This is a genomic window from Vogesella sp. LIG4 (assembly GCF_900090205.1).
Lineage (GTDB): Bacteria > Pseudomonadota > Gammaproteobacteria > Burkholderiales > Chromobacteriaceae > Vogesella.
The window spans coordinates 3,619,379-3,638,729 of the sequence record NZ_LT607802.1; the positions used below are offsets into that span (position 1 = coordinate 3,619,379).

Here is a 19,351-nt window from a genome sequence, read left to right on the forward strand (position 1 = left end):
TCTTGCTGGCACTGCCATCGGCCTTCTGGAACACACCCTGGTTGGCCCAGTCGTGACGGTATTCCATCTTCACGGTTACCTGATCGGTCGGGTAGAACAGCAGATCCAGCGCGATGTCCTGACGGTTGGCGCCCTTGCAGTCAAAGCCGCTGTTGGCACTGTTGGCCAGGCAGGTCGGGTCGATACCAAAGCCGTTGTAACCATCCATGCCGCTGGTGGAATCAAGCACGATGCCGCCACCGCCGCCACCATTCTTGCTGTTGTTCAGGTAGTCGTAACGCGCGGTCACGCCCATGCGGCCGAACAGCTCGGTGGAGAACTTGCGGTGCGCCAGCAGCGACAGGCCGTACCAGCGCGCATCGCCACCATTCCACGCGGCCTTCTTCTGCACGCCATAATCCAGCTCGGCGTTGTACTGCGTGTCGGCCAGGGTGTAGGTGGCATCCACTTCGGTGAAGTAGTAGTTGCTGTACGGCGAGCTGGCCGTACATTGCGCGCCAAAGCCGGTGTTGCCGGATGCACAGTTAGGTTTGCCGGTGGAAGAGTCGGTCGGGGTCAGCAGGGTCTGGCGGCCGGCGTTGACGGACCAGCCCAGATCCAGCGCGCTGGACCAGGTGTAGTCGGCACGGGCGGTGATGGTCGGGGTCTTGTTGCTGTGCTGGACATCGTTGCTGTCGGTCACGCTGGCACCCTTGGTACGGTACTGTTCGTTACCGACGAAGAAGCGCCAGGCCCAGTTGCCGGTGCTGTAGTTGGCGCCGGCGCCCACGTAGCTGCCCGGGTCGCTGAAGTCGTACAGCAGGTTGTGGGTCAGCGTCAGCATCTGGTTGGATTGCTGGTATTCGTAACCGCCGAAGCTCGGAATCAGACCAGCCACGAAGGTGGTGGATTCGTTCAGCGGCAGGTTGATCTGCGCGGTGTTGATCGGATTGTTGCCGATACTGCCGCCATCGTTGCTCAGCAGGGTGTTGCCGTTGCCGCGGTTGGGCAGCAGGCTGAACTCGATGCTCGGGGCCATCGGGCCGACGCCGAAGGTTTTCTTGATGTCCAGGTACACGTCGCCGAACGAGCTGTTGTCGTAGGCATAGGTGGAGCTGTGGTTGACGAAGTTGAACGACGAGCTGCCGGCGTTGCGGTTGTACATGTACACCGGGTCCAGGTAGCCGGTAATGCTCAGGCCGGCCAGCGGGCCTTCGTCGGACGCCTGCGACAGGGCGTCGACTTTCATCTTGGTGTTGGCCTGGCTCTGCTTCATTTCCTGCAGCTCGCCCTGGGTCAGTCTGGCCGGTGCATTGTCATCGTCTTCGCCAGCGTTGGCGGCCGGGGCCGCTTTGGCCTGTTCCAGCTCGGTGACCTTCTGTTGCAGGGCCTTCAGCTGTTCCTGCAGCAGCTTGATCTGGTCGGCGGTGCTATCCGCAAACGCCGCGGCGGGCAGGCTGGCGATGATGGCCGCGATTAGTGCCTTCTTCATGGTTACTCCCCTGGTTGTCCAAGACTTCTTGGGCGGGGGCGGCAATGGCCGCTCCCAACTTGGTACACCTATCAACCAAAGGTTGGCCGCCTTGCTGTTTGCATTGCACCGCCCTTCCGCGAGGCGCAAGGGCGGTGCAACAGGTTCAGCCTGGCCGCATGCGGCCAACCTTTGACGGTCCTGCTTGTGTTTATTCCTGCACGAACGCCAGGCGCATTTCTTCGGCGCGGCGGCGTTCCTGGGCGCGCATGAACTGGTTGGCCAGCACCACGCCCACCGTCACTACGGTGATGAACAGGGTGGCCAGGGCGTTCATTTCCGGGTTCAGACCCAGACGTACCCGCGAGAAGATCACCATCGGCAGCGTGGTGGAGCCCGGGCCGGACAGGAAGGCCGAGGTCACCAGGTCGTCCAGCGACAGGGTGAACGACAGCAGCCAGCCGGAGACCAGCGCCTGCGAGATCAGCGGCAGGGTGATCACGAAGAAGATCTTCAGCGGGGTGGCGCCCAGGTCCATCGCCGCTTCTTCCAGCGACATGTTCAGCTCGCGTACCCGCGACTGCACCACGATGGCCACGTAGGACACGCACAGCACGGTGTGACCGATCCAGATGGTGGTCAGCCCGCGGCCTTCCGGCCAGCCGAACAGCTGCTCCATGTTGACGAACAGCAGCAGGATGGAGATGCCGATGATCACTTCCGGCATCACCAGCGGCGCGTTGATCATGCCGGCGAACAGGGTGAACAGGCGGAAGCGGCCGAAGCGCGCCAGCACGTAGCCGGCCACGGTGCCGATCACCACCGAGGAGCAGGCGGTGAGGATGGCCACTTTCAGGCTCAGCCAGGCGGCGCTCAGCAGTTCGTCGTCATTGAGCAGCGCGGCGTACCACTTGGTGGAGAAGCCGGACCACACGGTGACCAGTTTCGATTCGTTGAACGAGTACAGCACCAGCAGGACGATGGGCAGATACAGGAATGCGTAGCCCAGCCCGAGCACGGTGTAGGACAGCGGTTTGCTCGGCTTGATCATTGGTGATCCCCTTCCATTTCTTTCACCTGGTAGTGCTGGAACAGTGCCATCGGCAGCAACAGCAGCAGCACCATCGCGCAGGTCACGGCGGACGCCATCGGCCAGTCGACGTTATTGAAGAACTCTTCCCACATCACGCGGCCGATCATCAGCGTGTCGGAGCCGCCCAGCAGTTCCGGAATCACGTACTCACCCACCGACGGGATGAACACCAGCAGGCTGCCGGCGATGATGCCGTTCTTGGACAGCGGCAGGGTTACCTGCAGGAAGGCCTTCCACGGCTTGGCGCCCAGGTCGTAGGCCGCTTCCAGCAGGCGCAGGTCCATTTTCACCAGGTGGGCGTACAGCGGCATGATCATGAACGGCAGGTAGGAGAACACCATGCCGATATACACACCCCAGTTGGTGTGATAGATGCGCAGCGGCTCGTGGATCACCCCCAGCCACATCAGGAACTGGTTGAGGAAGCCGTCGTTCTTCAGGATGCCGATCCAGGCGTAGACGCGGATCAGGTAGGAGGTCCAGAACGGCAGCATCACCATCATCATCAGCGTGTTGCGGTTGGATTCCGAGGCGCGGGCGATGTAGTACGCCATCGGGTAGCCGATCAGCAGGCACAGCAGGGTGGAGACGACGGCCATCTTCACCGACGACAGATAGGTGGCCANGTACAGGTCGTCATGCAGCATGAACAGGTAGTGATCCAGGCTCAGCGTGATCTTGACGATGTTGTCCTGGATGTCCAGCAGGCTGGTATACGGCGGTACCCCCAGGCGCAGCTGGGCAAAGCTGATGGTCAGCACCAGCAGGAACGGCACCAGGAAGAAGATCAGCAGGAAGACAAAGGGGAACGCAACCACCCCCGTGCGGCCCGAAGGCAGCCAGCGTTTGAGCAACTTGTTCATTTTGTCAGCACCACGGAACTGGATTCGGCCCAGCTAACGAACACTTCGTCGCCGTAGGACGGGGCATCGTCGCGCAGCAGCGCCAGGCTAGGCATATTGGCCATCACCACCTTGCCGTTTGCCAGGGTGACGTGGAACAGGGTGTAGCTGCCCATGTAGGCCAGGTTGCTCACCACGCCCTGCGCCCAGTTGTACGGGGTGTCCGGCTTGCTGCGGGCCACCTGGATGCGTTCCGGGCGTACCGACACGCTCACTTCCATGCCCTGCGGGCCGGTGATGCCGTGGTTGATGTACAGGCGGTTGGGCATGTCATCGGTTTCCACGTACACGTGGTCGCGCTCGTCTTCCACCACGCGGCCCTTGAACAGGTTGGTGGAGCCGATGAATTCGGCGGAGAAGCGGCAGTTCGGGTATTCGTACACTTCGTGCGGGGTGCCGATCTGGATGATCTTGCCCTCGTTCATCACCGCCAGGCGGCTGGCCATGGTCATGGCTTCTTCCTGGTCGTGGGTCACCATCACACAGGTCACGTCCACTTGCTCGATGATGTTCACCAGTTCCATCTGGGTGGCCTGGCGGATTTTTTTGTCCAGTGCCGACATCGGTTCGTCCAGCAGCAGCAGCTTGGGACGCTTCACCAGGCTGCGCGCCAGCGCCACGCGCTGTTGCTGGCCGCCGGACAGCTGGTGCGGCTTGCGTTTGGCGAACTTGCGCATCTGCACCAGTTCCAGCGCGTTGTCGACGCGTTCCTGGATTTCGTTCTTCGGTACGCCTTCCTGTTTCAGGCCGAACGCGACGTTGCTTTCCACGCTCATGTGCGGGAACAGCGCGTAGGACTGGAACATCATGTTGACCGGGCGCTTGTAGGGCGGGATCTTGGCCAGATCGTCGCCATCGATCAGCACGCGGCCGGAGGTGGCGGTTTCGAAGCCGGCGAGGATGCGCAGCAGGGTGGATTTACCGCACCCCGAGCTCCCCAGCAGAGCGAACAGCTCGTTCTTGGCCACGCTCAGGCTCACATGATTGACGGCAGTCGCGTCGCCGAACTTCTTAACCACATCGATGACTTCGATAAAACCGGTCTTGGCGCCACGGATGGCATCCTGCTCCAAACGACTCATGGCTTTGCTCATGATTTTCTCTTCCCTACCTCTTTGTATAGAAATAAAGGTACAGCCCTCCCCTTTACGCTTGTCTGAAACAGGCGCAGGGACTGTTGAAATTAGATATTGCAAAAACGACTTGGTGGCCTGTTTTCCAGGCTCAAGATATCGGCTGCTTTCCACCTGATGAGAAGCAGCATCTTCTTCGCCGAAAACTTCCGGAGAAAAAAATCCCTGCATCTGTCACAGTGCAGGGCCAAAGGAGAAATACCGCCTACGGATCAGAATGAATAAATAAAGGAGCTGCCAATCACGTCGTTACTTTTGCTCCAGGATCCATCGCTCTTTTGGAAAACCGGCAAATCTGCCCAGTCGTGCCTGTATTCAAACTTCACGGTAACGTTGGACGTCGGATAAAGCATGAAATCAAGCGCGATGTCCTGGCGCCTGGCGCCACGGCATTCCAGCCCGTTGTTGGGGGAAGACGCCAGACAACTCGGGGCGATGCCAAAGCCGTTCACGCCATCAGTGCCAGCGGACGCCTGCATCCCGTCCAGAGCGCTACCCCCCGTAAACGTGGTGCCTGCGCCGCCACCGTTCCGGCTTGTATCGAGATAGTCAAACCTCAGGGAGCTACCAATGAGGCCGAGCGGCTCGAACCGCCACTTGCGCAAAGCCAGCAGCGAGAAACCCCACCAATCCGCATCTCCACCATTCCACGCGGCTGATTTTTGCCGGCCCAAGTCCAGTTCGGCATTGAACGTAAAATCAGCCGCGACGTAGCTCGCATCGAACTCTGTGTACATATATGGCGTGAACGGGCTATTGCTGAGGCAGTTCAGGCCGAAACTGCCCTCCTGGCAACTGTTCTGCGCATTGCCGGTATAAACTGACTGTTTGCCAACTGCCGCCGACCACCCCCAATCCCACAGACCTTTCACCTTATCGATTCTCCAGGCCAGGGTCGGATTACGGTTGCTATGGGAGCCGCCGTTAGCGTCCAGCACGGAGTTAGGATGAGTGCGGTTCTGCTCGTTTCCAAGCAAAACCTTCCACGAGTAATCTCCGCTAGCGGTCGAGCCGTTATATCCGACGCCAGCAAAATACCCTGGCGCGCTGAAATCGTAGAGCAGGTTATGTGTCAAGGTGGGAAACTGGTTGGATGACTGGTATTCGTAGCCGGAAAGACCAGGCATCAAACCCGCCACAAACTGGTTCGTTTCATCCAGAGGAAATGTAACCTGTGCGGTATTGAATATGCCTCCTCCCGCTGCGCCATCCAGGGTGACGTTCCCTGCACCCCGGTTCGGCTCCAGCTGTATGTCGACGAAAGGTGCCGTCGGCCCGGTGCCAAACGTTTTCTTGATATCCAGGAACACGTCCCCGATGGAGCTGTTGAAGTACGTGTAGTTGTTGGCATGGTTCATGAAGGAGAAACCGCTAGTCTTTGCATTGCGGTTATAGATATAAACCGGATCTATATACCCTGTTACCGACAACCCTGCGATTGGCCCCGTATTGGCGGCGTCGGTCAGCGATTGCACCAGCAGCTCCTGCTTATTCAACCTCTGTTTGATATCCTCAGTCTCGTCATCGCGCGACTGCTGATCGGATGTTGTAATGCCGGTGTTTTTAAGCGCGCTCTCCAACGCGTCTATTTTTCGCTGCATGGCATCCAGTCGTGCCGCCATTTCGTTATCCGTAGCCGCTGCATCTGCTGATGCTATCTGTGGCAGCGCCGCAATAACTGCAATGCTGATCAGTCTTTTCATCTTTTCATCCTTTGTCATTTTCAGGATTTAAGGACGCACGATCCCCACACCCGTTGCACGAAGGCATCGGGCATTTATTTCAGGAAATATCAGGGATTCCGGCTGTTATCGGCCGGCTTTGAATTCGGAGAATTCCCGATTGATCTGGCGGGTGATCGCCGCAGGAACGTCCTGTTCGAGCGTCAGACGGCGGCGGTCCGCGTCGGTGGGGTAAATCATCGAGTCATTGGCAATATCGGGCGAGACCAGGCTACGGGCAGCCTTCACTGCACTCGGGAATTTGATCTCGGAGGTGATTTCTGCCGCGATTTCCGGGCGTAGCAGGAAGTTGATGAACTTCAGTGCATTTTCCATATGCGGCGCATCAGCCGGAATGGCCATCAGGGTCATCCACAAGGGGGCGCCTTCCTTCGGAATCACGAACTTCAGATCGACCGGATGCCCGGCTTCCTTCGACCGCAGTTTCGCGGTCAACACATCACCCGAGAATGCGGTGGAAACGCACAGGCCGCCGCTGGCCATTTCATCGATGTATGTCGTTGCATTGAATTGGGTGACGTACGGGCGAATCTTTTTCAGCTGGGCAAAGGCCGCGTTATAGTCGGCGGGCGATTTGGAGTTGGGGTTCAAGCGGAGCTTGAGCATGACATCGGTTGCGGCCTCGGAGCCACTATCGACCATGGAAACACCACAGCCCTTGAGCTTGCTCACCCACTTGGGATCGAAAATCAGATCCCAGCTGTCGATCGGAGCCTCATTGCCAAGCCGTTTCCTGATTTCCGTGGCGTTGTACGCCACGCCGGTCACGCCGTAGATATACGGCACTTGGTAGGCGCCCTTGGCATCAAGGTTCATCAGCGCAAGAATCTGAGGATCGATATTTTTGGCATTGGGAAGCTTCTTCGGGTCGAGCTTGGCAAATAGTCCGGCCCCCATCTCCTTGAGGAAGTAACTGCTGCTGGGGAAGACCACATCATAATTCGAGTGGCCAACCATCAGCTTGGTCAGCAGCGTATCGTCGGAGTCGTAAATGTCGTAGCGGACCTTGATTCCGGTTTCCTTCTCGAATTTTCGTACAGTGTCGTGGCCGATATTCATCGAGAAGTTGTAGACGTTCAGCGTATTATCGTCCCCGGCACTGGCGCTACCGCTTATGGCGAGAAGAGAAGACAGCATGCTGGTGCAAATCCAGCGGGAGGTAAGGCGTGTTGCGGATTGCTTCATTTGAATTGTCCTTGCTGAGGTGGGTCAAGACAAAACCGCGTATCAGGATTTAGCCGGCAATCAGTTCCGGCTGGCTGGGGCTACCATGGCGTGGAAGAGGCTTGATGAAATCGGCGGCCGGTTTGTAGTCCACGTCGTATCCGAATGCTCCTGGACCGACAACTTCCAGCGCTTGCGGAGTACACAGGAGCGGCGAGGCAGGCAGCACGATGACCGATACCCGGAGGCCAAAGCGGATTTCCTCAGTCGCTATCGGTTGGCCGGATTCGGAATCCAGCACACAGATGAGGTCGGGAACGGTGGCCACGGTTTTGCCGTTGATGCGGGCAATCAGGTTCTCGTTCTGGAAGTCGATTTCCATGCCCAGACCTGCCTGACACTCCAGCCCGTCCAGTTCCACCCGGCCGCGAGCAAAACCACCGCTGGTAGTACGGCTTACATCCGAAATCTTGCCTTTGAAGAGCAGTCGGCCGTTGTTTTCGGCGAGTAGCGCACGGATCGGGTCTTCCTTGTTTGCGCGCGCATCGCTGATCTGTTTACCCAAACGCCAGGCCTGGCTGATGGTGTGATGGACGCCGTGGTGTTTGACTTCGAGCCCGGTTATCGGTGCAAGCGCGAACCCGGCCGAGCAGCCCATTGCCGTTGTGTTGGCACGCGCCAGTTTTTCCAGCCAGTTGAACGAAATGACATTGTGGAATACCACCACATTGCCTTTGTCGTCAGCCAGTGCGAAAGGGGCAACCGGGCAGCCGGCGATTGCCAGGGTGCTCATCTGCATTTCCGGGAAAGCCCGCCCCATTCCATCGGCATCAACCACTGGCAGTCCGGTGAGCGCGGCAACAATCATCGGCTCGAAGCAATTCGACCCGCCGATTTCATCGGTCATCAAGGCCCGGGCCCGGATCTCCGACTCCTTCTCCACTGCCCGGAAGGCACGCAGACATTCCTGCCCTTCCTCGATTTTCTCGAAACCCACCGTCGGCGCCCCAATACCGGCGACACAGATGATGGCATCGTCGTCATTCAACGCTGCCGGCGACATCACCGCTATGGTCCGGCCGGCACGCAGTTGTTCACGTGCACGCAATTTGCCGAGGTAGGAGTTGCCACCGCCGCCAGTGCCCAGGACTGCCGCTCCCAGTGCGATGTAATCCAGGTCTTGTTCGTTCAGAATCCAGTTTTTCATGCCAGCAAGTCTCCGATGGCTTTCACACGAATACGCGTCGCGTTGTTCGGCAGATAGGCCAGGGGCGTCTCATCCACCTCCACAATTTCGACCGTGTCGGGATTGGCTCCAGCCGTAATGGCTTTCCGTTTGGCCTCGCTCTTGGCGGCTTCCAGCGCCAGGTCGCGATGTTCGCGCTCCAGCGCGTAGACCTTGTCGACCTCGCCAGAAACCTGGGCTATGGCAGCACCAACCGCATTAGCTGCAGCGTAATGTGGTGGACGGATTACCCGGCATTCGCCGATCCGCTCACCCTTGACCAGGACCGAGCCTCCGCCAGTAAGGATGATTGGGATCTCCTGCTTGCTTGGCTTCATTCTTTCCACGCCCGACGAGAGCATCTCCTGCATCTTGTCTACGGCACGGCTGACGAACGACTGCTCGAGATCGGCCAGCGCGCTTACATCACCCAACTTGAACAGGCCGTGAGAAACGGCAATATCGGTTGCCGTAAGCGTATCCCCGCCGAATATCCGGGACTTTTTCTTCAGCCGATAACCGACCGAAACAGGGCCAATGACCGGGGTTTCTCCGACCTTATCCACGATTGAGCCGCCGCCCAGACCGATGGAAAAGACATCCGGCATTTTGAAATTTGTCCGGATGCCGGCAACTTCCGCCCCTTGTGTGCTTTCCCTGGGGAAGCCGTCGACCAGGAGGCCGATGTCTGATGTCGTCCCGCCAATATCGATCACGATCGCGTTCTTCAATCCGGACAGGAAGGCCGCCCCACGCATGGAATTGGTCGGGCCGGATGCCATCGTGAAAATAGGAAATTGCGCGGCGTAGGATGCACTCATCAATGTCCCGTCATTCTGGGTCAGAAAGAGCGGGCAGTTCAGCTTGAGCTCCGAGAAGGCACTTTCGAACGCCGAGAAGGTTTTCTTGCCAAGGTTCTGCAGGCAGGCATTGAGAATGCAGGCACTTTCCCGTGCCAATAAACCGAGACGGCCGACCTCGTGCGACATGGTGACCCTTGCGCCGGGGATCTCGGACAGGACGATCTCCTTCGCCAATATCTCATCGTCCGCTTTCACCGGCGCAAATACGGAGCTGATTGCGACGCTGTCCAGGCCGAGCCTTTTTATCTCCTGGCATGCTTCCCGCAAGAGACCAACGTCCAAAGCCGTAATGGGCGACCCGTCATATTCCGCGCCACCAGGCAAGGTGCACACGTAGCCGGATACTGCACCTTTCAACACAGGTGGCCAGTCAACCATTGGTTGCAACGACATTGTGGAATTTCCACAAAGACGAAGCACCGCAACCTTATTGAGGTTGCTCCCTTCTACCAGGGCATTGAGAAAATGCGTGGTGCCAATCATGACGGCCGAAACACTGTCCGCCGACACGTTTGCCTTTCCCATCACAAATTCAAGAGCGGAAGTGACCCCCGTTATGACATCTTCTGTCGTTGAGAGCTTTGCGCTCTCGACAACTCGCTGTCCATCGAGAATGACGGCATCTGTGTTCGTGCCGCCCACGTCGATCCCGATTCTGTACATTTATTCTCCTCCAGTGGTATCGAGTGATGCGACTCGGCTTATTTCTCTTCCCGCAATTTCGCCCTCAGCTTTTCAGCTGACTTCGTCGTCCAGCCGAATGTCTTCAGGATCGAAAGCAGGATGACCACGTTTGTTGCACGCACACCGGGTATTCTCCCGATGACGGTATCAACGAATTCAATCAATTCGAGATTGGTTTTGGCCGACATTGCCAATGCGATGGAATACCCACCGGATGTAATGGCCACATAGTTAATGCATTCATAGTCAACCAAACGGTCAGCTACTTCCGACACCTTTCCTGGTTCAACGTCAACTACCACGTCAGCGAGCACGTTTGAATCAAGTGCGGAGGGATCCGACATCGCTCCGACGTAAATCAGCTTGTTCTCGATCAGGGCGGCAAGACGCGTACGTACGGTCCGCTCGGAAATATCCCCGATCTTCAATGCGATCTCTGAAGGCGAGAGTCTGCCGTTGTCGCCAAGCGCATCTACGATGGCCAGATCCATTTCATCGAGTTTGTATTCTTCTGCCACTTCAGTTTCCCTCTTTCTGTTTCAGGTTGCCGGCAAGCCGGCCATGCCACACATGGGACCATCTGAGGCCAGAGTACATCTGCACCGTTTATCCGTCAAAGAAATATTTCCGAAAACGGAATTTGTGTTGCCAATATGTTCCGAATGCGGAAATTTTTAGAGGGCTCCGTGGCATGCCTTGAGCATGCCACATGCGATTGCAGCAGTGGCAATGGCGATCACGGACGGAAGGAAAGGCGAGGCTTGAGCAGTGAAACTGACTTGGAATCAGCTCTGGCGGGAATGGTGGTACCGCGGGCGATCAAAGATGGGGATTCTTGAAGGGGGATAGCGGCATTGGGCATCTGGCAGATGCAAATGTCCGATCTGTGGCCATGAGTGGACTCTCCCTGCTGAAGGTCCGAAGCTCGGCCTCGGCCGACCAGCAGCCGACCGAGGAGGGTCAGTGGCAGATCGTCGGCATAAGCAGCCATTTTGCCTTAGACGAACAATGACTGCTTCGCACCTGAAAGCAGCCATAGATGCATCTAGCAAACCAGGAGCGACTCACCTGCCACGCCACCCCTTACTGCCGGGCAGCCAGCTGGCCGGCCCAGCTGCGAATCTGGTCGATAGATGCAGTGGCACCGCCACATACCACTACCAGAAGCCGGTGGTAATTCGCCAGCGCCGGATGCCGCTCGTAGACAACGGACAGCGCTGCGCCGCATGCCGGCTCCACCAGCAAACGATGGTCCGCCAGAAAGCGCTCGCAGGCGGCCAGCGCACTGTAATCGGACACCACCAGGCTCTGTATCGGATGCGTATTGGCGCAATGCATGGCCTGCTCGCATACCTGCTTCGCCCCCAGCGAGGTGGCAATGCTGTTGATGCGCTCCAGCTCCACGGTATGCCCGGCCTGCAAGGCTGCATGGAACGAAGCCGCGCCCTCGGTTTCCACCGCCACCACCGGCACATCATGCCAGTGATTGCGCTGCAGGCCGGCCACCACGCCGGAAAGCAAGCCGCCGCCGCCCACTGCCAGCACTACGGCATCCGGCTTGCATTGCGCCTGGGCGATCTCATCGACAAGCGTGGCGTGGCCCTGCCATAGCAGCGGGTTGTCGAACGGATGCAAAAAGGCATCCGTGGCGCCCAGCAGGGTTTGCGCGTGCTGGTTGGCCTCCTGCCAGGAGCTGCCGTGCACGATGACCTCGGCCCCTTCCAGCTGCAGCAGCTCCCTGGCACGCTCGGTAGTCGTTTCCGGCACCACCACCGTTACCGGAATGCCCAGGCAGCGCCCGGCATAGGCAACAGCCAGCCCGGCATTGCCGCCGGAGGAGGAAACAAAGCGCCGCGCGCCCTGCTGCTGGTAGACGCTGCAGGCGTGCCCGATGCCGCGGATCTTGAACGAGCCGGCTGGCTGCAGCGCATCGAGCTTGAGCCAGACGGACTGGCCGGTCAGCACGCTCAGCGGGCGGGATTCCAGCAGCGGGGTGTTGAAGTGCAGATTCATGGCAATGACTTTCTGGGTGGCGACATCAGACCGGGGAGCATGGACATTCATTCACGGCGTGGCAGTGACAGCATCCGGAACAGGGGCCAGCGCCTGCACCTCGATCTCGACATCCAGATCGAATGCCAACCTGGCGCTGACCACCGAACGCACCGGGAAGCCGGCGGGAAAATAAGTGACATAGGCTTGGTTGAACTCGGCAAAGTGCCGCATATCGGACAGCCACACCGTCACCTTCACCACGGCACTCAATTCGGCGCCGCAGGACTGCAAGGTACGCTCGATGGCCGCCATGATGTTGCGGGTCTGGGTGGTGATATCGCCCCGCAGCGGCTCCGCCTGCTCCGACATCGACACCTGGCCGGACAGGAACAGGAAGCCGCCGGCCTGCACGGCACGGGAGAACGGAAAAGGCAGGCTGCTGCTGAAGCGGGTGATGGTCTGGCTCATGTTGCGGGCTCCTTGTCGCTAGGCGCGCTGTGGCTGGTTCCGGAAATATAGACGCTGGCTTGCGCCGGCCCCATCAGCCAGCTGGCGGGGCCATGGCACGGGCTATGCAGCCAGTCGCCGCGCATGCGCCAGCAAGTTGTCGATATCCGCCGCCCGAGTAGCGAAAGAGGTAACGAAGCGCACCACGCCCGGCGCCCAGCGGTCGTGATAGAACACGAAGCCGGCGGCAAGCAGCCCGGCGGTAAGTGCGGCCGGCAGGCGGCAGAACACAATATTGGCCTGGATATCGCCCAGGATTTCCACGCCGGGAATGCGCTGCAGCCCCTGCACCAGCCGTTGCGCCATACCGTTTGCCTGCTGCGCATTGCGCAGCCACAGGTCCTGCTGCAAATAGGCTTCCATCTGCGCCGCAAGAAAGCGCATTTTCGAGAACAGATGGCCGGCACGCTTGCGACGAAAACCCATGCTGGCGCTCAGCTGCCTGTCGAACAGCACGATGGCCTCCACCCCCAGCGCGCCATTCTTGGTAGCACCCAGCGACAGCGCCTGTACCCCCGCTTTCCAGCTCATCTCCGCTGGCGAGCAGCCCAGCGTCACCAGCGCGTTGGCAAAGCGCGAACCATCCATGTGCAGGCCGACCCTGGCCGAGCGACATACCTCGCCAATGGCGCCCAGTTCGTCCAGCGAATAGATGCTGCCCACTTCGGTGGACTGGGTGATGCTGACGCAGGCCGGCTGGGTGGCATGCACGTCACCCACTTTCACGCGAACCGCCCTGGCAAGCTGCTCGACATCGATCTTGGATGAGGGGCCATCCACGGTGACGACCTTGGCGCCATGGCTGAAAAACTCCGGCGCGCCACATTCGTCATTGTTGATATGGCTGCCCGGGTGACAGAACACGCTGCCCCATGGTGGCGACATCGTGCTGAGGCACAGGGCGTTGGCCGCAGTCCCGGTGGGCACCAGGAATACGTCCAGCTCGTGCTCGAACAGCTCGCACAGCTGCTGCCGCACCCGCTGCGTGCCATCGTCACCGCCATAGGGGTTGGCCTGGCCGGCGTTGCAGCCGGCAATGGCCGCAATGATTTCCGGCGCGGCGCCGGCAATGTTGTCGCTGGAAAAACCCAGCTCCGGCCGGGCATCGAAAAGCGCTTGCTGAACGTCCATACACCACTCCTGATCGCAAGGGGACAACACATCCCGCACTGAGGCGCATCCTAGAGAGTGGCAAAAACACTGACTTGTAAAAAATTGACCTGCCCGGCCAGGCAACGAGGCCGCCTGCTCAGTAGCCGGACGGCGCCACACCGAATGCCTGGCGGAAGGCGCGATTGAAATGGCTCTGGTCGTAGAAGCCCACGCCTTGCGCCACATCGGCAATGCTCAGCCTGCCGCGCGCCAGCAAGCCGCAGGCCTGTTCCAGCCGCAGGCGCAGCAACCAGGCATAGGGCGTCATGCCCACGGTGAGTTTGAACTGGCGCAGGAAGTGAAAGCGGCCCAGCCCGCAGAGGGCGGCCAGTTCATCCAGGGTGATTTTTTCGGCCAGGTGGCCGAGACAGTAATCCCTGACCCGTCGCCACTGCAGGGCAGACAGCGCGCCCTTGACCGCCAGAGGCCGGATGGCGCGCGAGCGGGCAAGCAGGAAATACAGCAGCGACAGCCATTCAGACTGCAGCGCCAGGGAGGAAGCATCAGTGCTCAGTTGCAGCGCATCGTGCAGGCGCAGCAGGTGGCCGGCCAGCGCCGGGTCTTCCAGCAGCATGCCGGCCAGCTCCGGCTCGCCATCGGCATCGGTGAGTTCGCCCACCACGCTGTGCAGCAGCTCCCGCGACAGGCGGAAGGTTTTCAGCGTGTAGGCATCACCGCCCTCGCCCACGCCATCATGAATCTCACCAGGCGGCATCAGGGAAATACACCCCGGCCCGAGCAGCACGGTTTTGCCGTTGAAACACTGGCGCTGCACCCCGGCAGTGACCAGCCCGACATGGTAATCAAGGTGGTAATGCCGATCGAAACTGAACGCTTCGAAGTGGCCGACACTCAGCACCAGCCCGGGCAGGTCGGCCAGTCGCTTGTACGCTACGCCATCGCTCATTGCAGATTCTGGTTGCTGGAAATATTGGAACAGGGACAGCTCATCTGGCTTCAGGCAGCCAGAAGCACCCGCCCCCGCTTGGCCCGTCAAGTATATGCCGGCGCCAATGGGGCCGACATCCCTTACACGCTGGTACTTTTCAGTGCCTCAAGGTAGTTGCCGAGAATCAGATTGCCATCGATTTGCGGCTTGGTGATGGCAACATATTCCACCGTAAAACAAAATTCATTCGGCAATATTCTGCGCATGGTGTTTTGCGAAATCCATTGTTCTGCATAGTGCGTCGGCAAAAAACCAATATAGCAGCCTGTCATGATCAAGAAAGCCGTTCCTTCCCTATCGCTGGCCACGGCAGTCGACTTGAACCTGGAAAATTGCTCCTTGATGTCATCCGGCTGGGCATAGGCTGTCGAAATGGCATCTTCACATAAAACCATTTCAGGGCTCATATCCTGGTCCGCAATGGAAAACAGGCTGTGCTCTTCGCCACAGTACAAGCCCCATTGTTCATCGTACATCGGGTGGTAATCCAGGCCGACGCATGTCCGGAACTTGGGCACCATGCCAACGTGAAATACGCCATTAAGCACACCCTTCTCGATTTCATTCGGTGGCAGCATCCGGATATTTATCGTGACATCAGGTGCCTGGCGCTTCAGTGCCTGCAAGGAATGCACAATGCGCATCCGCCGCATGGTGATCAGATTATCGGTAATACCGATTCTAAACTCACCCTTGAGAAGAGAGTGAATGGCATTGATTTGATTCTTGAAAGCATCCAGTGACGACAAAAGTTCAAGCGTGGTTTCATATGTCTGCTTGCCTGCCTCAGTCAGGGAAAAACCCGAGCGCCCTCGATTGCAGAGCTTGAATCCCAAGCGTCTTTCCAGGTCCGACATGCTCTGGCTGATGGCAGAGCCAGTCACATTCAACTCGGCCTCCGCCGCAGCAAAGCCACCGGACTCCACAACTGTCTTGAAGACCCGCAGGTGGCGCAGATCGAGATCGCTTAGCTGACCGGTAAAGTGCATCCGGGAAGTTGCCATACCTTAGAGCTTCCTTAAGTAAATAACACGAAGTTTGTATTTAACTGTGACCATCGGAATCGCAGACTGCAGCTACAGAAGGCCCAGCCCTCACCCTTCATCTGTAGGAGATACCGATGTCTGCACGATATGTCAAACCCCTGAGTACCGATGGTGTGCTTGCCGGCGTGGCCGGTGGTACGCCGCAAGAGATCCTGCTGTCCGGCTCCGGCAGCACCGTGACCTGGCCTTTCCTTAGCGCAGCTAACGGAAGTGTCAGCTGTGGCATCTGGGAGTCGGCCCCCTTCAGCAAATTCAAGACCCACCCCGACGAGATGGAGTTTTGTTATGTCATCGAGGGTACGGTCAAGCTGACTGACAAGGCAGGTAACTGCAGCACTTTCCAGGCCGGTGATGCGTTCATCGTGGAGCCTGGTTTCGATGGCATTTGGGAATCGGTCACTGCGGTCCGCAAATACTTTGTCATCGCCAAATGCGAGCCTGCTGCATAGCTTGCGGCAAACATGTGTTCAAAGGAAATGTCATGAAAATGTACCGGGATACCAGTTTCTGGTTCAGCACAATGGCAGACGAACCTCAACCACGAGCCGCATTGCCCGGCCCGGTTGATGTGGATGTTGCAATTGTAGGGGCTGGTTATACCGGTCTGTGGACCGCGTATTATCTCAAGAAGCTGTCTCCACAACTGAATGTGGCGGTACTGGAAGCGGATATTGCCGGCTATGGTGCATCAGGCCGTAATGGTGGCTGGGTGGCCGGGTATATCACCGGGCTGGAAAAATACATGGCCCCGCTGCCGATGGCAGAGCGCAGGAAATGCTGCAAGCTGCTGTTTGAAAACGTCGACAAAATCGGAGAGACGCTGCAGAAAGAAGGAATTGATGCCGACTTCCATAAAGGTGGCGTGATTTATGCGGCAGCACGTTTTCCCGAGCAGGAATGCATGCAGCGCAACTTGCTGCAGCAGCTTTATGCTGCCGGCCATACCGAAGATGACTGCTGGTGGCTGGATGCCAAAAAACTGGATGAAAAAATCCGCCTGCGCAATGGCTACGGTGCCGTTTTCAAAAAGCACTGTGCAACAGTAAACCCCGCCAAAATGGTAAGGGGCATCGCCGCGACGGTGGAGAAACTCGGCGTAAAAATCTATGAGCAGACCCGGGTAACGTCAATTGCTCCGGGCGTTATTGAAACCGAGCATGGCCGTGTCAAGGCAAACATTGTCGTGCCAGCGCTGGAGGGCTACTCCAGCACTGTGGGCGATTACGGGAGATACATTATCCCGGTGCAGAGCCTGATCATTGCCACCGAGCCATTATCAGACGCCAAATGGCGTGAAATCGGCCTGGATGACAAGCCGGCATTCTGCGACGGCGGACGGATGATCAGCTATGGCCAGAGGTCCAGCGACAACCGCATGATTTTTGGCGCGCGCGGCGGCTATGTCTATGGCGCAAAACCACGGAGTGATTTCCAGCTCAGCGACCCGGAATTCCGCATTCGGGAACAACTGATGTACGACTTATTCCCGATGTTGAAGGGCGTGAGAATCACCCATGGCTGGGGCGGCTCGCTCGGCATGCCGCGCCAGTTTGCACCGCATGCCGTTTTCAACGAGCAAACCGGCATCGCCACCGCCGGCGGCTACGGCGGCCAGGGCGTTGGCCCTTCCCACCTGTTTGGCAGAACGCTTGCCGACCTGATTCTGAAACGGGACACCCCACTTACCCGGATGCCGTGGGTTTTCAACAATCAATCCATCGATACGGCACTGAAATCGTGGGAGCCCGAGCCTTTCAAATGGCTGGCGTCCAGAGCCATTCTCTCCGCGTTTTCCTGGGAAGAAAGCCTCTATCAAAGCCCAAGCTCTTCAGGGGTAAGCCGGTTCCTTGCGGCCAACCTTAGCAAGTCACTGGCGCTGTTGATGCGCTAGGTTTTCTGGACGTTCTACCCATAACAACAACCGGGTCAACCACTTGAGAGGAGAAACTCATGACTACCCAACATCACCTCATCGATAACCAGCTGCAAGATGGCGGCACGCGTAAAACTGCCGTCTTCAACCCCGCAACCGGTGCCGTGATTAAAGAGATCACGCTGGCCGATCGCGCAACCGTGCGCGCCGCCATCGAATCGGCACAACAAGCCTTTCCGGCCTGGCGCAACACCCCGCCGGCCAAGCGCGCGCAGGTAATGTTCCGCTTCAAGCAACTGCTGGAGCAGAACAAGGAACGCATCGTCCAGCTCATCAGCCAGGAGCACGGCAAGACCATCGAAGATGCCGCCGGCGAGCTGCAGCGCGGTATCGAGAACGTGGAATACGCCTGCGGCACACCGGAAATCCTCAAGGGCGAATACAACCGCAACGTCGGCCCCAATATCGATGCCTGGAGCGACTTCCAGCCGCTGGGCGTGGTGGCCGGCATCACCCCGTTCAACTTCCCGGCCATGGTGCCGCTGTGGATGTACCCGCTGGCCATCGCCTGCGGCAACTGCTTCATCCTCAAGCCGTCCGAGCGCGACCCCAGCTCCACCCTGCTGATCGCCCAACTGCTGCATGAAGCCGGCCTGCCCAAGGGCGTGCTGAACGTCATCCAGGGCGACAAGGAAGCGGTGGACGCGCTGATCGAGGCGCCGGAAGTGAAGGCGCTGAGCTTTGTCGGCTCCACCCCGATTGCCGAGTACATCTATGCCGAAGGTACCAAGCGCGGCAAGCGCGTGCAGGCACTGGGCGGCGCCAAGAACCACGCCGTGCTGATGCCGGACGCCGACCTGGACAACGCGGTGAACGCACTGATGGGCGCCGCCTACGGCTCCTGCGGCGAACGCTGCATGGCCATTTCGGTAGCGGTGTGCGTGGGCGACCAGGTGGCCGATGCGCTGATCGCCAAGCTGGAACCGCAAATCCAGGCGCTGAAGATCGGCGCCGGCACCAGCTGCGGCCTGGACATGGGCCCGCTGGTTACCGCCGCCGCCCGCGACAAGGTGGTGGGCTACATCGACGACGGCGTGGCCGCCGGTGCCAGGCTGGTGGTGGATGGCCGCGGCTACCGCGTGGCCGGCCACGACAATGGCTACTTCGTGGGCGGCACCCTGTTCGACCGCGTTACCCCGGACATGCGCATCTACAAGGAAGAGATCTTCGGCCCGGTGCTGTGCGTGGTACGCGTGAACAGCCTGGAAGACGCCATCGCGCTGATCAACGCCCACGAATACGGCAACGGCACCTGCATCTTCACCCGCGACGGTGAATCCGCGCGCCTGTTCGCCGACGAGATCGAAGTGGGCATGGTGGGCATCAACGTGCCGCTACCGGTGCCGGTGGCCTACCACAGCTTTGGCGGCTGGAAGCGTTCGCTGTTCGGCGACCTGCATGCCTACGGCCCGGACGGCGTGCGCTTCTACACCCGCCGCAAGGCCATCACCCAACGTTGGCCGCGGCGCGCCAGCCACGAAGCTTCACAGTTTGCCTTCCCGAGTCTTTGACA

General features: G+C 59.0%; 17 protein-coding genes. 3 read left to right on the top strand and 14 right to left on the bottom strand.

Going from position 1 to position 19,351, the window contains the following annotated elements:
• From PSELUDRAFT_RS16800 to PSELUDRAFT_RS16865, 14 genes are all read right to left on the bottom strand, one after another.
• A partial coding sequence (locus PSELUDRAFT_RS16800) for a DUF3138 family protein (RefSeq protein WP_088967921.1) occupies nucleotides 1–1,471 on the bottom strand: 1,471 nt, incomplete at its 3' end.
• Between the two features lie 190 nt (nucleotides 1,472–1,661).
• The gene (locus tag PSELUDRAFT_RS16805) at nucleotides 1,662–2,501 is read right to left on the bottom strand and encodes an ABC transporter permease subunit (RefSeq protein WP_088967922.1); all 840 of its coding nucleotides are present in this window, start codon (nucleotides 2,499–2,501) and stop codon (nucleotides 1,662–1,664) included.
• Nucleotides 2,498–3,406, bottom strand: coding sequence for an ABC transporter permease subunit (locus PSELUDRAFT_RS16810; protein ID WP_088967923.1), 909 nt, complete (start codon nucleotides 3,404–3,406; stop codon nucleotides 2,498–2,500). Before PSELUDRAFT_RS16810 ends, PSELUDRAFT_RS16805 begins: the two co-directional genes overlap by 4 nt.
• On the bottom strand, nucleotides 3,403–4,539 hold the full coding sequence (locus PSELUDRAFT_RS16815) for an ABC transporter ATP-binding protein (RefSeq protein ID WP_088967924.1): 1,137 nt from the start codon (nucleotides 4,537–4,539) through the stop codon (nucleotides 3,403–3,405). Before PSELUDRAFT_RS16815 ends, PSELUDRAFT_RS16810 begins: the two co-directional genes overlap by 4 nt.
• A gap of 251 nt (nucleotides 4,540–4,790) precedes the next feature.
• Nucleotides 4,791–6,281 (bottom strand): DUF3138 family protein, encoded by a 1,491-nt coding sequence (locus tag PSELUDRAFT_RS16820; protein WP_088968551.1) that lies wholly within the window; start codon nucleotides 6,279–6,281, stop codon nucleotides 4,791–4,793.
• A gap of 105 nt (nucleotides 6,282–6,386) precedes the next feature.
• Nucleotides 6,387–7,505, bottom strand: a complete 1,119-nt coding sequence (locus tag PSELUDRAFT_RS16825; RefSeq protein ID WP_088967925.1) for an extracellular solute-binding protein — start codon at nucleotides 7,503–7,505, stop codon at nucleotides 6,387–6,389.
• A gap of 49 nt (nucleotides 7,506–7,554) precedes the next feature.
• Nucleotides 7,555–8,691: a DUF917 domain-containing protein gene (locus PSELUDRAFT_RS16830; protein WP_088967926.1), complete on the bottom strand. Its 1,137-nt coding sequence runs from the start codon at nucleotides 8,689–8,691 to the stop codon at nucleotides 7,555–7,557.
• Nucleotides 8,688–10,235 carry a hydantoinase/oxoprolinase N-terminal domain-containing protein gene (locus PSELUDRAFT_RS16835; protein WP_088967927.1) on the bottom strand — a complete coding sequence of 516 codons (1,548 nt, stop codon included), beginning with the start codon at nucleotides 10,233–10,235 and terminating at the stop codon, nucleotides 8,688–8,690. The genes PSELUDRAFT_RS16830 and PSELUDRAFT_RS16835 overlap by 4 nt, the downstream gene beginning before the upstream one ends.
• A gap of 38 nt (nucleotides 10,236–10,273) precedes the next feature.
• Nucleotides 10,274–10,774 carry an Lrp/AsnC family transcriptional regulator gene (locus tag PSELUDRAFT_RS16840; RefSeq protein WP_157725167.1) on the bottom strand — a complete coding sequence of 167 codons (501 nt, stop codon included), beginning with the start codon at nucleotides 10,772–10,774 and terminating at the stop codon, nucleotides 10,274–10,276.
• A 565-nt stretch (nucleotides 10,775–11,339) separates the two neighbouring features.
• Entirely contained in the window at nucleotides 11,340–12,269 is a 930-nt protein-coding gene (locus tag PSELUDRAFT_RS16845; protein WP_088967929.1) for a pyridoxal-phosphate dependent enzyme, read from the bottom strand.
• Between the two features lie 51 nt (nucleotides 12,270–12,320).
• Entirely contained in the window at nucleotides 12,321–12,719 is a 399-nt protein-coding gene (locus tag PSELUDRAFT_RS16850; protein WP_088967930.1) for a RidA family protein, read from the bottom strand.
• 102 nt (nucleotides 12,720–12,821) lie between these two features.
• The gene (locus tag PSELUDRAFT_RS16855; protein ID WP_088967931.1) at nucleotides 12,822–13,889 is read right to left on the bottom strand and encodes a low specificity L-threonine aldolase; all 1,068 of its coding nucleotides are present in this window, start codon (nucleotides 13,887–13,889) and stop codon (nucleotides 12,822–12,824) included.
• Between the two features lie 118 nt (nucleotides 13,890–14,007).
• A complete protein-coding gene (locus PSELUDRAFT_RS16860; RefSeq protein WP_088967932.1) occupies nucleotides 14,008–14,817 on the bottom strand; it encodes an AraC family transcriptional regulator in 810 nt (269 codons plus the stop codon).
• Between the two features lie 122 nt (nucleotides 14,818–14,939).
• Nucleotides 14,940–15,863 (bottom strand): LysR family transcriptional regulator, encoded by a 924-nt coding sequence (locus PSELUDRAFT_RS16865; protein WP_088967933.1) that lies wholly within the window; start codon nucleotides 15,861–15,863, stop codon nucleotides 14,940–14,942.
• Between the two features lie 116 nt (nucleotides 15,864–15,979).
• On the opposite strand from PSELUDRAFT_RS16865, the gene PSELUDRAFT_RS16870 reads away from it, so the two are divergent.
• Genes PSELUDRAFT_RS16870 through PSELUDRAFT_RS16880 form a run of 3 tightly spaced genes read left to right on the top strand, consistent with a single transcriptional unit; the run spans nucleotide 15,980 to nucleotide 19,349 of the window.
• Complete coding sequence (locus PSELUDRAFT_RS16870; RefSeq protein ID WP_088967934.1) at nucleotides 15,980–16,354, top strand: cupin domain-containing protein; 375 nt, start codon at nucleotides 15,980–15,982, stop codon at nucleotides 16,352–16,354.
• Nucleotides 16,355–16,386: 32 nt separating this feature from the next.
• Nucleotides 16,387–17,796 (top strand): FAD-binding oxidoreductase, encoded by a 1,410-nt coding sequence (locus tag PSELUDRAFT_RS16875; RefSeq protein WP_088967935.1) that lies wholly within the window; start codon nucleotides 16,387–16,389, stop codon nucleotides 17,794–17,796.
• Nucleotides 17,797–17,855: 59 nt separating this feature from the next.
• Complete coding sequence (locus PSELUDRAFT_RS16880; protein WP_088967936.1) at nucleotides 17,856–19,349, top strand: CoA-acylating methylmalonate-semialdehyde dehydrogenase; 1,494 nt, start codon at nucleotides 17,856–17,858, stop codon at nucleotides 19,347–19,349.
• The last annotated feature ends 2 nt before the right edge of the window (nucleotides 19,350–19,351 follow it).

Excerpts from the sequence above, each read along its gene's own strand:
- PSELUDRAFT_RS16805 (WP_088967922.1), bottom strand. The coding sequence starts at position 2,501 with ATGATCAAGCCGAGCAAACCGCTGTCCTACACCGTGCTCGGGCTGGGC.
- PSELUDRAFT_RS16815 (WP_088967924.1), bottom strand. The coding sequence starts at position 4,539 with ATGAGCAAAGCCATGAGTCGTTTGGAGCAGGATGCCATCCGTGGCGCC.
- PSELUDRAFT_RS16820 (WP_088968551.1), bottom strand. The coding sequence starts at position 6,281 with ATGAAAAGACTGATCAGCATTGCAGTTATTGCGGCGCTGCCACAGATA.
- PSELUDRAFT_RS16825 (WP_088967925.1), bottom strand. The coding sequence starts at position 7,505 with ATGAAGCAATCCGCAACACGCCTTACCTCCCGCTGGATTTGCACCAGC.
- PSELUDRAFT_RS16830 (WP_088967926.1), bottom strand. The coding sequence starts at position 8,691 with ATGAAAAACTGGATTCTGAACGAACAAGACCTGGATTACATCGCACTG.
- PSELUDRAFT_RS16835 (WP_088967927.1), bottom strand. The coding sequence starts at position 10,235 with ATGTACAGAATCGGGATCGACGTGGGCGGCACGAACACAGATGCCGTC.
- PSELUDRAFT_RS16845 (WP_088967929.1), bottom strand. The coding sequence starts at position 12,269 with ATGAATCTGCACTTCAACACCCCGCTGCTGGAATCCCGCCCGCTGAGC.
- PSELUDRAFT_RS16850 (WP_088967930.1), bottom strand. The coding sequence starts at position 12,719 with ATGAGCCAGACCATCACCCGCTTCAGCAGCAGCCTGCCTTTTCCGTTC.
- PSELUDRAFT_RS16855 (WP_088967931.1), bottom strand. The coding sequence starts at position 13,889 with ATGGACGTTCAGCAAGCGCTTTTCGATGCCCGGCCGGAGCTGGGTTTT.
- PSELUDRAFT_RS16860 (WP_088967932.1), bottom strand. The coding sequence starts at position 14,817 with ATGAGCGATGGCGTAGCGTACAAGCGACTGGCCGACCTGCCCGGGCTG.
- PSELUDRAFT_RS16865 (WP_088967933.1), bottom strand. The coding sequence starts at position 15,863 with ATGGCAACTTCCCGGATGCACTTTACCGGTCAGCTAAGCGATCTCGAT.
- PSELUDRAFT_RS16870 (WP_088967934.1), top strand. The coding sequence starts at position 15,980 with ATGTCTGCACGATATGTCAAACCCCTGAGTACCGATGGTGTGCTTGCC.
- PSELUDRAFT_RS16875 (WP_088967935.1), top strand. The coding sequence starts at position 16,387 with ATGAAAATGTACCGGGATACCAGTTTCTGGTTCAGCACAATGGCAGAC.
- PSELUDRAFT_RS16880 (WP_088967936.1), top strand. The coding sequence starts at position 17,856 with ATGACTACCCAACATCACCTCATCGATAACCAGCTGCAAGATGGCGGC.